Genomic DNA, 13,313 nt, shown 5'->3' with positions numbered 1-13,313 from the left:
GGAACGACGTCCGGCTCTAGGCTCGAGCCCATGAGTCTGCGTCTGAGCACCGTGATCCTTCCGTACCGCCGCTGGAGCGAGGGCGGCCGTTCGGCCTGGATGCGGGCCGAACAGCTGGGCTTCCACACGGGGTACACCTACGACCACCTGTCCTGGCGCAGCTTCCGTGACGGCCCCTGGTTCGGTGCGATACCGACGCTGACCGCCGCCGCGGGCGTCACCGACCGGCTCCGTCTCGGCACGCTGGTCACCTCACCGAACTTCCGGCACCCGGTGACGCTGGCCAAGGAGCTGATCTCCCTGGACGACATCTCGGGCGGCCGGGTCACCCTGGGCATCGGCGCGGGCGGCACCGGCTTCGACGCCACCGCTCTGGGCCACGAGCCCTGGGCCCCGCGCGAGCGGGCCGACCGGTTCGCCGAGTTCGTTCCGCTGCTGGACCGGCTGCTGACCGAGGACGGCCCGGAGGGGGTGTCGTACCAGGGTGAGCACTACTCGGCGCACGAGGCCCGCAACATACCCGGCTGTGTGCAGCGCCCCCGGCTGCCCTTCGCGGTGGCCGCGACCGGCCCGCGCGGCCTGCGGCTCGCCGCTCGGTACGGACAGGCGTGGGTGACGACCGGTGACCCCAAGCTGTACGAGAACGGCACCCCGGAGCAGTCTGTCGAGGCTCTGCGCGGGCAGGTCGCCAAGCTCACCGACGCCTGCGCCGCGATCGGCCGGGACGTGACCGGGCTCGACAAGATCCTGCTCACCGGCTTCACCCCGGACCGCGGCCGCCCGCTGCAGTCCCTGGACGCCTTCGTGGACTTCGCGGGCCGCCACCGGGAGCTCGGCTTCACCGAGATCGTGGTCCACTGGCCCATTCCCGACTCGGACTTCGCCGCCGACGAGAAGGTCTTCGAGCAGATCGCCATGGAGGCCCCGGCGCAGCTGCGCTGACCCCGGCCCGAGTGCGGTCCGTGAGCCGGCCGTGACTCATCAGTGCGAAGTGCCGCACGGCCGTGCTGGCATATGCGCGACAATGGCCGGGTGACCTCAGCGACTCGACAGCCCGAGACCCCGGCCCGCAGCGTCCCGCCACGGCTGATCGCCACCGACCTCGACGGCACGCTGCTGCGCGACGACAAGTCGGTCTCCCCCCGCACCGTCGCCGCGCTGGCCGCCGCCGAGGAGGCGGGCGTCGAGGTCTTCTTCGTCACCGGCCGCCCCGCCCGCTGGATGGACGTCGTCAGCGACCACGTGCACGGCCATGGCCTGGCGATCTGCGGCAACGGCGCCGCCGTGGTCGACCTGCACGGCGGCCCCGGCGCCCACCGGTTCGTGAAGGTGCGCGAGCTCGCGAGGCCCAACGCGCTCGACGCCGTACGGCTGCTGCGCGACGCGGCTCCGGGGACGGTGTACGCCGTCGAGCAGACGTACGGCTTCCACCAGGAGCCGGACTATCCGAAGCTGCACATGGAGATACCGGACGACCTCGCGCCCGCGGAGGACCTGCTGGCCCCGGACGGAGCCGCCCCCGACGAGCCGGTCCTGAAGATCCTCGCCTACCACCCCACGCTGGACCCCGACGCCTTCCTCACCGCTGCCCGCCTCGCCATCGGTGACCGGGCCACCGTCACCCGTTCCAGCCCCAGCGCCCTGCTGGAGATCAGCGGTCCCGGCGTCTCCAAGGCCAGCACCCTCGCCCTGTGCTGCGCCGAGCGCGGGATCTCTCACGAGGAGGTCGTCGCCTTCGGTGACATGCCCAACGACGTGGAGATGCTGACCTGGGCCGGCCAGTCCTACGCCATGGGCAACGCCCACCCGGCCGTCGTGGCGGCCGCCTCGGGCCAGACGGTCGCCAACAACGACGACGGGGTGGCGGTCATCATCGAGCGCCTGCTGGCGGAAAGGCCGTAGCGAGCGGCGGCGCCCCACGTCAGCGGGCGCCGGCCAGTGACTCCGCCGCCGCCTCCCGTTCCGCCATGGTGCGCAGCGGCCCCTCCACGGCGGCCAGTTCCGCGTACGGCCCGCGCTGCACCACCCGGCCGCCGTCCAGCACGATCACCTCGTCCACCGCCTCCAGACCGGCCAGCCGGTGGGTGATGAGCAACGTCGTACGACCCTCGGTGGCGGCCAGCAGATCCGCGGTGAGCGCGTCGGCCGTCGGCAGGTCCAGGTGCTCCGCGGGCTCGTCGAGGACCAGCACCGGGAAGTCGGCCAGCAGCGCACGGGCCAGCGCCAGCCGCTGCCGCTGCCCGCCGGACAGCCGCGCCCCGTGCTCACCGACCAGTGTGTCCAGTCCGTGGGGCAGTCCGTCCACCCAGTCGAGCAGCCGGGCCCGCCGCAGCGCGTCCCTGAGCTCTTCCTCGGTGGCGTCCTTCTTCGCCAGCAGCAGGTTCTCGCGTACGGAACTGTCGAAGAGGTGGGCGTCCTGCGCGCACAGCCCGATCAGCCGCCGCACGTCGTCGCCGTCGAGCGCGCGGGCGTCGACACCGGCCAGCGTGCAGGAGCCCGCCCGGGGGTCGAGGAACCGCAGCAGCACCTGGGCGACACTCGTCTTCCCGGCCCCGGACGGCCCGACGACGGCCACCCGCCGCCCCCGGTCGAGCGTCAGGTCCAGCCCGGCGAAGGCGTCCCGGTCCGCTCCCGGATGACGGGCGGCGAGCCCCCTGAGGACGACGGGGAACGGCGATGCGGGCGCCTGCCGGGGCCGCTCGGGCTCCCGCACGGGCTCGGGGGCGTCCAGGACCTCGTACACGCGTTCCGCGCTCCGGCGCACCCGCTGCCGGTACCGCACGGCGAGCGGCATGCCCAGTACCGCCTCGAAGGCGGCCAGCGGAGTGAGGACGACCACGGCCACCGCCACGCCGCTCAACCGGCCCCCGGCGACCGCCTGGGCGCCCAGCAGGGCGGTGACGGTGACGGTCAGGCCGGTGCACAGCGCGGTCAGCCCGTCGCCGAGCGCCGTGGCGACGGCGGCCCGCCGGGCGATCCGGGTGAGCGTGCCGTCGGCCCGCCGCGCCTCCTCCGCCCGGGCGGGCAGGGCGCCCGCGACCGTCAGCTCGGCGGTGCCGGTCAGCAGGTCGGCCACCCGGGTCGCGAGCACTCCCCGGGCGGGCGCCAGCCGCCGCTCGGCACGCCGGGCCACGGCACCGGTCAGCAGCGGCACCCCGGCCCCGGCGGCCAGCAGTCCTGCCGCGAGGGCGGCCCCGGCCGCGGGCAGCAGCCACGCGGTGAAGCCGACACAGGCGGCGGAGACGGCCACCGCGGTGCCGGCGGGCAGCAGCCAGCGCAGCCAGTAGTCCTGGAGCGCGTCCACATCGGCGACCAGCCGGGTCAGCAGGTCGCCCCGACGGGTCCGCCCCAGCCCTGCGGGCGCCAGCCGCTCCAGCCGCCGGTACACGGCGACCCGGGTGTCGGCCAGCATCCGCAGCACCGCATCGTGCGACACCAGCCGCTCCGCGTACCGGAACACCGCCCGCCCGATCCCGAAGGCCCGCGTCGCCGTGACGGCCACCATCAGATACAGCACGGGCGGCTGCTGCGAGGCCCGGGAGATGAGCCAGCCCGAGGTCGCCATCAGTCCCACGGCACTGCCCAGCGCCAGGCAGCCGAGCAACAGGGCCAGCGCGAGCCGTGCGCGCCGGGGCCCGGCGAGGGCGCGGATCCGGCTGAAGACGTCGGCGGGGGAGGCCACGCGGTCCGTTCCGGCTCGGGTGACGAGCGGTCCGGTGACCGACGCGTCCGCGGTGACCGGTGCCCCGGTCGCCCTCTCCTGGATCACCGGCACCCCGGCACCCGCCGCGGCCACCTCCCGCGCCCCGGCTGCCCCGGCGTCCGGCGACTCGGCCTGGGACAGCCGCACCACCCGGTCCGCCACCCCCAGCAAGGCCGGCCGGTGCACCACCAGCAGCACGGTCCGGCCCACCGCCAGCCGTCGCACCGCCGCCACCACCTCGGCCTCGGTCGCGCCGTCCAGCGCGGCCGTCGGCTCGTCCAGCAGCAGCACCGGTCGGTCGGCGAGGAAGGCCCGGGCGAGCGCCAGCCGCTGGCGCTGACCGGCGGACAGCCCGGCCCCGTCCTCGCCCAGCACCGTCGCTGTGCCCTCGGGCAACGCCTCCACGAACTCCAGCGCGCCCGCGTCCCGCAGCGCACGCCGTACCGACTCGTCGTTCGCCCCGGGCCGGGCCAGCCGCACGTTCTCCGCGATCGTCCCGGCGTACAGATGGGGCCGCTGCGGCACCCACGCGATACGCGACCGCCACTGCGCGGGATCGAGGCGGGCCAGATCGACTCCCCCGATCCGTACCCGGCCGGCGTCCGGCCGCACGAACCCCAGCAGTACGTTCAGCAGCGTCGACTTGCCCGCACCGCTCGGCCCGACCAGCGCCACGGTCTCCCCGGGGCCGACCGTGAAGGACACGTCCGTCACGGCGTTCCCGGACCGCCCCGGATAGCGGACGGTCACCCCCTCGAAGGCCAACTCGAGGCCCATGGCAGCCGACGGCACGGCACCGGTCCCGGGCGCCGGAACAGGCGTCTCAAGGACGGCGAAGATGTCCTCGGCGGCCGCGAGTCCCTCCGCCGCCGCGTGGTACTGCGCCCCGACCTGGCGCAGCGGCAGATAGGCCTCGGGTGCCAGTACCAGGATGAGCAGACCGGTGTACAGGTCCATGTCGCCGTGGACCAGCCGCATGCCGATGGTCACGGCGACCAGCGCGACGGAGAGCGTGGCGAGCAGTTCCAGCGCGAAGGAGGAGATGAAGGCGACCCGCAGGGTCCGCATGGTCGCCTGCCGGTACTCACCGGTGATGCGCCGGATGGACTCCGCCTGTGCCTTGGCCCGCCCGAACACCTTCAGTGTGGGCAGCCCGGCCACGACGTCCAGGAAGTGCCCCGACAGCCGGGACAGCAGCCGCCACTGCCGGTCCATGCGGGACTGGGTGGCCCAGCCGATCAGCACCATGAAGAGCGGGATCAGCGGCAGCGTACCGACGATGATCGCCGCCGACACCCAGTCCTCGGTGACGATCCGCGCCAGCACCGCCGCCGGGACGGCCACCGCGAGGCCCAACTGCGGCAGATAGCGCGAGAAGTAGTCGTCCAGGGCATCGACGCCACGCGTCGCCAGCGTCACCAGCGAGCCGGTCCGCTGCCCGCTCAGCCACCCGGGACCGAGCGCCGACGCCCGCTCGAGGAGCCGACCCCGCAGCTCCGACTTCACCGCCGCTCCGGCCCGGTGCGCGGCCAGTTCGGTGAGCCAGGAGACCAGCGCCCGGCCTACCGCCACGGCCGCCAGCAGGATCAGCGGAGTACGCAGTTCACCAGCCGTTCGACCGTGCTGGAACGCTCCGACCACCACCTCGGCGATGAGCATGGCCTGGGCGACGACCAGTCCCGCCCCGACTGCCCCAAGGCCGACGACGGCCAGCAGGAAGCGCCGGGTCGCGCGGGCGTACCGAAGGAGACGCGGGTCGATTGGTTTCACGTGAAACACACCTCAGTGCACTGCTTCAGCGATGTGCTGGGTCCCGATCCGCTTCCGGAACACCCAGTACGTCCACCCCTGGTACAGCAGCACGATCGGCGTGGCGACCGCCGCGCACCAGGTCATGATCTTCAGGGTGTACTGGCTCGACGAGGCGTTGGTGACGGTGAGGCTCCACTCCTCGTTGAGCGTGGACGGCATGACGTTCGGGAAGAGCGACAGGAAGAGCATCGCCACTGCGGCCACGATGGTGAGTCCGGACAGCGCGAACGACCAGCCTTCTCGTCCCCTCTGGTTGGCCACGAGCGCCGCGACCAGTGCCACGACCGCCACGACCAGGGCGACCAGGCTCTTGCCGTCCCCGCTGTGGGCCTGCGTCCAGAGCAGGAAGGACGAAGCCAGCACGGCGGTGACGAGACCGACCCACAGGGCTGTCTTCCGCGCCCGGACCCGGATGTCCCCGACCGTCTTGAGGGCCGTGAACACCGCGCCGTGGAAGGTGAAGAGAGTCAGGGTGACCAGTCCACCGAGCAGCGCGTAGGGGTTCAGCAGGTCCAGGAGGCTGCCGGTGTACTCGAAGTGCTGGTCGATCTTCACGCCCCGCACGATGTTGCCGAAGGCCACGCCCCACAGGAAGGCCGGGATCAGCGAGGTCCAGAAGATCGCGGTCTCCCAGTTCCGCTGCCAGTTCTCCTCGGGCCGCTTGGCGCGGTACTCGAAGGCGACGCCCCGGACGATCAGGCAGACCAGGATGACCAGCAGCGGCAGGTAGAAGCCGGAGAACAGGGTGGCGTACCACTCGGGGAAGGCGGCGAAGGTCGCGCCGCCCGCGGTGAGCAGCCACACCTCGTTTCCGTCCCAGACGGGACCGATGGTGTTGATCAGCACGCGCCGCTCGGGCCGGTCACGGGCGAGCAGCTTGGTGAGGATTCCGACCCCGAAGTCGAAGCCCTCGAGGAAGAAGTAGCCGGTCCACAGGACGGCGATGAGCACGAACCAGACGTCGTGAAGTTCCATGACTGTGCAGCTCCCTTGACCCGATGCCTAGTAGGAGAAGGCCATCGGCTTGTCGGCGTCACGGGTGTCGCCGCCGATCTTCGTGGGCGGGTTGAGGTCGGCCTCGGTGAGCTCGGGCGGGCCGGCCTTCACGTACTTCACGAGCAGCCTGACCTCGACGACGGCGAGGATGGCGTACAGCGCGGTGAAGACGATCATCGAGGTGAGGACCTCGCCCTGGGAGACACCGGGGGAGACCGCCTGGCGGGTCTGCAGGACGCCGTAGACGGCCCAGGGCTGGCGTCCCGTCTCGGTGAAGATCCAGCCCCAGGAGTTGGCGATCAGCGGGAAGGCCAGCGTCCAGATCGCGATGCGCCAGTACCAGGTGGTGAGCTGGGGGCCGAGCGCCTTGTTCGGGAGCAGGACGAGATGCGGCACCTCGTCGTCGCCCACCCGCAGGTGCTGCGGCAGCAGGAACTTCTTGCGGGTCAGCCACAGCCCGGCCAGCCCGATCGCGAAGGACGCCATGCCGAAGCCGATCATCCAGCGGAAGCCCCAGAAGGCGACGGGGATGTTGGGCCGGTAGTCACCGGGGCCGAACTTCTGCTGCTCGGCCTTGTTGACGTCGTTGATGCCGGGCACGTACGAGGTGAAGTCGTCGTTGGCGAGGAAGGACAGCAGGCCGGGTATCTCGATGGCGACGGTGTTGTGGCCCTTGTCGACATCGCCGTAGGCGAAGATCGAGAACGGCGCCGGCTTCTCGCCGTCCCACAGGGCCTCGGCGGCCGCCATCTTCATCGGCTGCTGCTTGTACATGACCTTGCCGAGTGCGTCGCCGCTGACCGCGGTGAGCAGACCCGCGATGACGACGGTGACCAGGCCGAGCCGCAGGGAGGTCTTCATCTCCCGTATGTGCTTCTTGCGGGACAGGTGGAAGGCGGCGATGCCGACCATGAAGGCGCCGCCGGTCAGGAAGGCCGCGGAGAGGGTGTGGAAGGCCTGGCTGAGCGCGGTGTTCTGGGTGAGCACCGCCCAGAAGTCGGTGAGTTCCGCGCGCCCCTTCGCCTTGTTGATCCGATAGCCGACGGGGTGCTGCATCCATGAGTTGGCCGCGAGGATGAAGTAGGCCGACAGGATCGTGCCGATCGAGACCATCCAGATGCAGGCCAGGTGGATCTTCTTGGGCAGTTTGTCCCAGCCGAAGATCCACAGTCCTATGAAGGTGGACTCGAAGAAGAACGCGATCAGGGCCTCGAAGGCGAGCGGGGCGCCGAAGATGTCGCCGACGAAGCGCGAGTAGTCCGACCAGTTCATGCCGAACTGGAACTCCTGCACGATGCCGGTGACGACGCCCATCGCGATGTTGATCAGGAACAGCTTGCCCCAGAACTTCGTCGCCCTGAGGTACTTCTCCTTCTCCGTGCGCACCCACGCGGTCTGCAGCCCGGCCGTGAGGGCGGCCAGGGAGATCGTCAGCGGGACGAACAGGAAGTGGTAGACGGTGGTGATGCCGAACTGCCAGCGCGCCAGCGTCTCCGGCGCCAAAGCCAGGTCCACGTCGCCGGTCTCCTTACTCCACGGGCTTTGAGAACGCGAGCTTGTGAATGCGTTCACATTCACAAGCCATTATGCCGCATACCCGTTCGGCATCGGAGAGGCGGGGGTCCCTCCCCGGGCCGAACGGCCCCACCAGGCAGGATGCGGCTGGCCCCTTGCCCGCGAGGGATTCTCCCTGGCAGGCAAGGGGATCACCGGGCTAGGACTCCTTGCGGAACTCCTCCGCCGCCTTCAGGAATATGTCGTTCGCCTCGGTCTCCCCGACCGTCACCCGCACTCCCTCGCCGGGGAACGGCCGGATCACGACGCCGTGCCGCTCACAGGCCTCCGCGAACGCGACCGTGCGCTCCCCCAGCCGCAGCCACACGAAGTTGGCCTGGGTCTCGGGCACGGTCCAGCCCTGGGCGCGCAGCGTGTCGACCACGCGCGTGCGCTCGCACACCAGCGAGCCGACCCGGCCCAGCAGCTCGTCCTCGGCACGCAGCGAGGCGATCGCCGCCTCCTGCGCGAGCTGGCTCACACCGAAGGGGACCGCCGTCTTGCGCAGTGCGGCCGCCACCGGCTCATGGGCGATCGCGAAGCCGACGCGCAGCCCTGCGAGGCCGTACGCCTTGGAGAAGGTCCGCAGGACGCAGACGTTCGGCCGCTTCCGGTAGAACTCGACGCCGTCGGGTACCTCCGGGTCCCGCACGAACTCCCGGTATGCCTCGTCGAGCACCACCAGCACGTCCCTGGGCACCCGGTCGAGGAAGCGTTCCAGCTCGGCCCGCCGGACGACCGTGCCCGTGGGGTTGTTGGGGTTGCAGACGAAGACCAGGCGGGTCCGGTCGGTGACCGCGTCCGCCATCGCGTCCAGATCGTGCACGTCGCCCGGCGTGAGCGGTACCTGCACCGACCGCGCGCCGCTGATCTGCGTGATGATCGGGTACGCCTCGAAGGACCGCCAGGCGTAGACGACCTCGTCGCCCGGTCCGCTGGTGGCCTGGATCAGCTGCTGGGCGACGCCGACGGAGCCGGTACCGGTGGCCAGGTGGGAGAGCGGCACGCCGAAGCGGTCCGACAGCTCGTCCATCAGGCCGCTGCACGCCATGTCCGGGTAGCGGTTGAAGGAGCAGGCCGCCGCCGTCACGGTCTCCATCACCCCGGGCAGTGGCGGGTAGGGGTTCTCGTTGGAGGACAGCTTGTAGGCGACCGGCCCGCCGGCCGCGGCAGGCTTGCCCGGCTTGTAGGTGGGGATACCCTCCAGCTCGGCGCGCAGCTTGGGGCTCGTCTCGCTCACCGCAGTCCTCCTCGCATCCACCGGCGGACCGTCGGCGCCGCCCGCTTCCAATACTGCTCACCTTATGAGGATTCGACGCCTCTGCGTACAGCTGAGCGAAGACCTGGTACGAGCTGCTCATCGATCCCACCAGACCCAGCAGCACCAGGGGCATCAGGGGCATCACCACACGAAGGCATACGTATCGGGGGGCGCCCCCTACATATATCTATGCGCCGGTAACTCACGCCCTGGCGCGCGTCACCCATGAAGGTGAGTTGAGACCTCTTCGAAACATCGGACATTTGACAGGCCTCTGCCCGCCGACACGTCAAGTCCTGCCCTTAGAACGTTCAACTACCTTGGTTTCTAAGGAACTTGGCCCGTTTTTGCCATGCAGAAACGTGCCTGCCAAGGCGTGCATATGCGTCCGCACTACCCCACCGCCTGAGCCCTACTATCGGCTCGCCATGACAGCAGCAGGGAAGCACCAGGTGAGCCGCGCGGAAACCTCACGGCGAGGCAGCCGGTCGGGCCGGGCGGGCATCAGAGACGTCGCCGCCGCCGCCGGGGTCTCCATCACGACCGTCTCCGATGCCCTCAACGGCAAGGGCCGGCTCCCGGACGCCACCCGCCGCCACGTCCGCGAGGTCGCCGACCGGCTGGGATACCGCCCCTCGGCCGCCGCCCGCACACTCCGCACCGGCAAATCCGGTCTGATCGGCCTGACCGTGACGACCTACGGGGATGAACCTTTCACCTTCACCGAGTTCGCGTACTTCGCCGAGATGGCCCGCGCCGCCACCTCGGCCGCGCTCGCCCGCGGCTACGCCCTGGTGATCCTGCCCGCCACCTCCCGCCACGACGTGTGGTCGAACGTCGCCCTGGACGGCACGGTCGTCATCGACCCCTCCGACCAGGACCCCGTGGTCAGCGAGCTGGTCCGGCAGGGCCTGCCGGTGGTCTCGGACGGCCGCCCGGCCGGGTCCCTGCCGGTCACCGCCTGGGTCGACAACGACCACGAGGCCGCGGTCCTCGACATCCTCGACCACCTCGCCGCCGCCGGCGCCCGCCGGATCGGTCTGCTCACCGGCACGACCACGGACACCTACACCCACCTGTCGACCACCGCCTACCTGCACTGGTGCGAGCGGGTCGGCCAGGACCCGGTGTACGAGGCATACCCGGCCCACGACCCCTGCGCAGGCGCCGTCGCCGCCGACCGGCTGCTCGCCCGGCCCGACCGGCCGGACGCCGTCTACGGTCTGTTCGACCCGAACGGCACCGACTTACTGGCGGCCGCCCGCCGCTACGGCCTGCGTGTCCCGGACGACCTGCTGCTGGTGTGCTGCAGCGAGTCGACCGTGTACGCCAACACCGAGCCGCCCGTCACGACGCTCTCGCTCAAGCCCCGCCGCATCGGCACGGCGGTGGTCCAGCTGCTCATCGACGCCATCGAGGGGGTGGAGTCGGACCACCCGGTGGAGCAGGTGATACCCACGGAGCTGATCGTGCGCACCTCCTCGCAGCGCCGGCCGCCCCGCACGACCGTCAGCCCGCCGCGCGCCCCGAAGAGAAGCTGACGGCCGACCCGGCCGGGCGTGGGAGGGGAGCGCACCGGGACGCGTCCACGAGGTCGGAGGGGGCGGCAGACGGTCGGCACCGGAGTCAGCAGGCGGCCTAACCCCTGCCCAAACGGGGCGAAAGCCGCGGTGAACTGGCGTCTTGCTCCGATTCACCACCCCTGGGTCATCACATGGCGCGATCCGCATTCCTATGATGGGCCCACGACACCGCGGGCCGCTGCGACCAGGCAGTCCGATGCGGTGCAGATGCGGCGCGATGGTGGAGGGGTCTGATGACTCAGGGGGCCGGTCAGGGACCCGAGGTGGAGCGCACGGCGACGTTGCGCGACTTCCGGGTGCCCGCGTACATCCACGAGACCGGTCCGTACGCCCACAGCACCCACCCCGGCGACACCGTCCCGGCCGCCGAGGAGGCGTACCCCGACGGGTACACACCCACCGAGCGCGACCTGCCCGTCATCAACCGTGGCGACTCCCTCCAGGGCACCCCGCAACCGGTACCCGCACCGGCCGCGCAGCCCAGCACCGGCCCCGGCCCGCTGTACGTCGTCGGCGACGTGCACGGCTACCTCGACGAACTGCTCGCCGCCCTCCGGGAGCAGGGGCTGATCGACGCCGCCGGCCAGTGGTGCGCGGGCACCGCCCGGCTGTGGTTCCTCGGCGACTTCACCGACCGCGGCCCCGACGGCATCGGCGTCATCGACCTGGTGATGCGGCTGTCCGCCGAGGCCGCCGCGGCAGGCGGCTACTGCAAGGCGCTCATGGGCAACCACGAACTGCTGCTGCTCGGCGCCAAGCGGTTCGGCGACACCCCCGTCAACTCCGGTGCCGGCACCGCCACCTTCCAGGCGGCCTGGCTGCTCAACGGCGGCCAGAAGACCGACATGGACCGCCTCCAGGACCACCATCTGCAGTGGATGGCCCGCCTGGACGCCGTCGAGGAGGTCGACGGCTACCTGCTCGTGCACTCCGACACCACCGCCTATCTCGACTACGGCGACTCCATCGAAGCGGTCAACGACACCGTCCGCGAGACCTTGACGCGCAACGACGCGGACGAAGTCTGGGACCTGTTCCGCAAGTTCACCAAGCGCTTCTCCTTCCGCGAGGGCGGCGCCGAAGCAGTGCGTTCCCTTCTGGATACGTACGGCGGCACCCGCATCGTTCACGGCCACAGCCCCATCCCCTACCTCCTGGGCGAGGTCGGCTCCGAGGAGGAGGACGAGAGCACGGACCCGGTGGTCGAGGGACCCCATGTCTATGCCGACGGACTGGCCATCGCGATGGACGGCGGAGTGACCATGGCCGGAAAGCTGCTGGTCCAGCAACTTCCCCCGCGTTCCTGAGCGTTCGCTGGGCAGGCGTCCCACCGGCGACGTAAACGCAGGCAGACACCCAATTTCCGGCAACCCCCTGTCACCGCGCGCCGTCGCGGCTCTACCATCGGCTTATCCGTAGCAGGCTCCCCTCCGTTTCTGCCCGACGGCTCGTCGACGTGCGAGCCCCAAGCCCTACGGAGCATCGGGGGATGCAGATGAACAGCGTTCCGCAGCACCTGCTGAACGAGGACCGCCAGGAATACGAGCGGATCCTCGATGAGGCGCTGCGCTCCGCACCACACCGCCCGGAACTGGCCGCTGTCGGTCAGCGGCTCAACCCGGAACAGCTGCGCACCATGGCGCTCAACGCCTCGGCACTCATCACGGCGGCCGCGGCGACCGAGTACCAGCACTACGTGAAGGTCCGCGAGGAACTGCGACGGCCGGCCCCGGCCGCCGCCACCTCCGTCACCGCGCCCGACCCCGCGGAACCGGGTACGGACCCGATTTCACTCGCCGCCTCCCTCGGCGAGGTCGCGGAGACCAACGGCGCGGGCGCCGTCGCCGTCGTCGCGGTCCTCACACCCGTCCTCGCCGGCACCGCCGCGGCGATCTTCCTACTGGTCGGCTACATCCTGAGGATGCTCGACCCGGCACCGGCCTTCGCTCAGACGATGATCACCACCGGCTGGGTGTTCGGCGCCATGGCGGCCGCCGCGATCCTGGTCGCCGCCGTCGGGCTGCTCCTCACCGCCCTGCGCAACAACCCCTCGCTCGAGAGCGGACCCCACGCGGAGGCGACCGAGGCAGTGGACCGGGCAAGGGAGGCCTGGCGCGAGGCGCTGCTGGAGCGCGGCATCGTGCCCTTCCTGCAGGAGGCGCTCGCCGACCCCGGCACAGCCGCACTGCACCGCATGACCCCGCCGGCGCCGACCGGGCGCATGCCCCGGCTCGGCTACGACCGCCCGGGGTTCAGCAGCCCCGATGACGGCACCGCCCCGGGCTCGCGCCCGAGTTTCACCAGCCCGGACTACACGAGCCCGGACTTCGGGGGCCCGGAGCACCAGCCGGAATGACCCCCGGCTTGCGCCCCCGGCGGGGGCGCAAGCCGGAGACGGGACACC

General features: G+C 71.2%; 9 protein-coding genes. 5 read left to right on the top strand and 4 right to left on the bottom strand.

Annotated features, from left to right (window positions below; genetic code table 11):
* Positions 1–30 precede the first annotated feature (30 nt).
* Both ACFYZQ_RS11135 and ACFYZQ_RS11130 read left to right on the top strand, forming a co-directional pair.
* Entirely contained in the window at positions 31–942 is a 912-nt protein-coding gene (locus ACFYZQ_RS11135; protein ID WP_389144583.1) for an LLM class flavin-dependent oxidoreductase, read from the top strand.
* 72 nt (positions 943–1,014) lie between these two features.
* The gene (locus ACFYZQ_RS11130) at positions 1,015–1,902 is read left to right on the top strand and encodes an HAD hydrolase family protein (RefSeq protein WP_389144580.1); all 888 of its coding nucleotides are present in this window, start codon (positions 1,015–1,017) and stop codon (positions 1,900–1,902) included.
* A 19-nt stretch (positions 1,903–1,921) separates the two neighbouring features.
* Here ACFYZQ_RS11130 and cydD read toward each other — a convergent pair whose 3' ends face one another.
* The 4 genes from cydD to hisC all read right to left on the bottom strand — a co-directional run bounded on the left by cydD (position 1,922) and on the right by hisC (position 9,305).
* A complete protein-coding gene (gene cydD, locus ACFYZQ_RS11125) occupies positions 1,922–5,473 on the bottom strand; it encodes a thiol reductant ABC exporter subunit CydD (protein ID WP_389144577.1) in 3,552 nt (1,183 codons plus the stop codon).
* Positions 5,474–5,485: 12 nt separating this feature from the next.
* On the bottom strand, positions 5,486–6,490 hold the full coding sequence (gene cydB, locus ACFYZQ_RS11120) for a cytochrome d ubiquinol oxidase subunit II (protein ID WP_389144574.1): 1,005 nt from the start codon (positions 6,488–6,490) through the stop codon (positions 5,486–5,488).
* 27 nt (positions 6,491–6,517) lie between these two features.
* Positions 6,518–8,026: a cytochrome ubiquinol oxidase subunit I gene (locus ACFYZQ_RS11115; protein WP_389144571.1), complete on the bottom strand. Its 1,509-nt coding sequence runs from the start codon at positions 8,024–8,026 to the stop codon at positions 6,518–6,520.
* Between the two features lie 199 nt (positions 8,027–8,225).
* A complete protein-coding gene (hisC, locus tag ACFYZQ_RS11110; protein ID WP_389144568.1) occupies positions 8,226–9,305 on the bottom strand; it encodes a histidinol-phosphate transaminase in 1,080 nt (359 codons plus the stop codon).
* A 449-nt stretch (positions 9,306–9,754) separates the two neighbouring features.
* Between hisC and ACFYZQ_RS11105 the strand changes: the two genes are divergently transcribed.
* From ACFYZQ_RS11105 to ACFYZQ_RS11095, 3 genes are all read left to right on the top strand, one after another.
* Entirely contained in the window at positions 9,755–10,867 is a 1,113-nt protein-coding gene (locus ACFYZQ_RS11105) for a LacI family DNA-binding transcriptional regulator (protein ID WP_389144565.1), read from the top strand.
* Between the two features lie 275 nt (positions 10,868–11,142).
* A complete protein-coding gene (locus ACFYZQ_RS11100) occupies positions 11,143–12,216 on the top strand; it encodes a metallophosphoesterase family protein (RefSeq protein ID WP_389144561.1) in 1,074 nt (357 codons plus the stop codon).
* Between the two features lie 182 nt (positions 12,217–12,398).
* Positions 12,399–13,265 (top strand): hypothetical protein, encoded by an 867-nt coding sequence (locus ACFYZQ_RS11095; protein WP_389144558.1) that lies wholly within the window; start codon positions 12,399–12,401, stop codon positions 13,263–13,265.
* Positions 13,266–13,313: the final 48 nt, after the last annotated feature.

Origin of the sequence: Streptomyces sp. NPDC001843 (assembly GCF_042891955.1) — a bacterium.
Classification (GTDB): domain Bacteria; phylum Actinomycetota; class Actinomycetes; order Streptomycetales; family Streptomycetaceae; genus Streptomyces.
The sequence above is the reverse complement of the archived record's forward strand: the minus strand, read 5'-3'. Positions and strand labels throughout refer to the sequence as shown.

Bases quoted from the DNA above. Each gene is read 5' to 3' on its own strand.
- ACFYZQ_RS11135 (WP_389144583.1), top strand. From the start codon at position 31: ATGAGTCTGCGTCTGAGCACCGTGATCCTTCCGTACCGCCGCTGGAGC.
- ACFYZQ_RS11130 (WP_389144580.1), top strand. From the start codon at position 1,015: ATGCGCGACAATGGCCGGGTGACCTCAGCGACTCGACAGCCCGAGACC.
- cydB (WP_389144574.1), bottom strand. From the start codon at position 6,490: ATGGAACTTCACGACGTCTGGTTCGTGCTCATCGCCGTCCTGTGGACC.
- ACFYZQ_RS11105 (WP_389144565.1), top strand. From the start codon at position 9,755: ATGACAGCAGCAGGGAAGCACCAGGTGAGCCGCGCGGAAACCTCACGG.
- ACFYZQ_RS11100 (WP_389144561.1), top strand. From the start codon at position 11,143: ATGACTCAGGGGGCCGGTCAGGGACCCGAGGTGGAGCGCACGGCGACG.
- ACFYZQ_RS11095 (WP_389144558.1), top strand. From the start codon at position 12,399: ATGCAGATGAACAGCGTTCCGCAGCACCTGCTGAACGAGGACCGCCAG.